General features: G+C 46.6%; 2 tRNA genes and 1 rRNA gene. All 3 read right to left on the minus strand.

Going from position 1 to position 545, the window contains the following annotated elements:
- Nucleotides 1-158: 158 nt before the first annotated feature.
- A tRNA-Ala gene (locus G6554_RS25355) sits at nt 159-234 on the minus strand.
- 10 nt (nt 235-244) lie between these two features.
- Nucleotides 245-321: transfer RNA gene (locus G6554_RS25360), tRNA-Ile, on the minus strand.
- Between the two features lie 105 nt (nt 322-426).
- Nucleotides 427-545, minus strand: a 16S ribosomal RNA gene (locus tag G6554_RS25365); the annotation flags it as partial.

A 545-nucleotide genomic window follows, 5' to 3' on the forward strand; every position in this document is an offset into this window, starting at 1 on the left:
CCGTGCGCCCTTTCTAACTTAACCTAAAAGGTTTGTTTCTCTATTAAATAGAGAGAAAACTAAAATGGCGATTACTCGATGTTTACTTTGCTTCTTCTTACGATTATCTAGTTTTCAAAGAACGATTTAAAAGTTATTTTCACTGCGTGAAAAAACTTTGGTGGAGCTTAGCGGGATCGAACCGCTGACCTCCTGCGTGCAAAGCAGGCGCTCTCCCAGCTGAGCTAAAGCCCCGTTATGGAAATGGTGGGCCTAAATGGACTCGAACCATCGACCTCACGCTTATCAGGCGTGCGCTCTAACCAGCTGAGCTATAGGCCCCCACAACGAATAGTATAGAGAGAATTGCACTCTCAAAACTAAGCAAACAAAGAACGTGTATCAAACCTGTTTTGTCTGGCTCATACGTCCAGATCTATTCCTTAGAAAGGAGGTGATCCAGCCGCACCTTCCGATACGGCTACCTTGTTACGACTTCACCCCAATCATCTGTCCCACCTTAGGCGGCTGGCTCCTTACGGTTACCCCACCGACTTCGGGTGTTA

The sequence above is a fragment of the Bacillus sp. MM2020_4 genome (assembly GCF_011250555.1).
GTDB lineage: Bacteria > Bacillota > Bacilli > Bacillales > Cytobacillaceae > Neobacillus.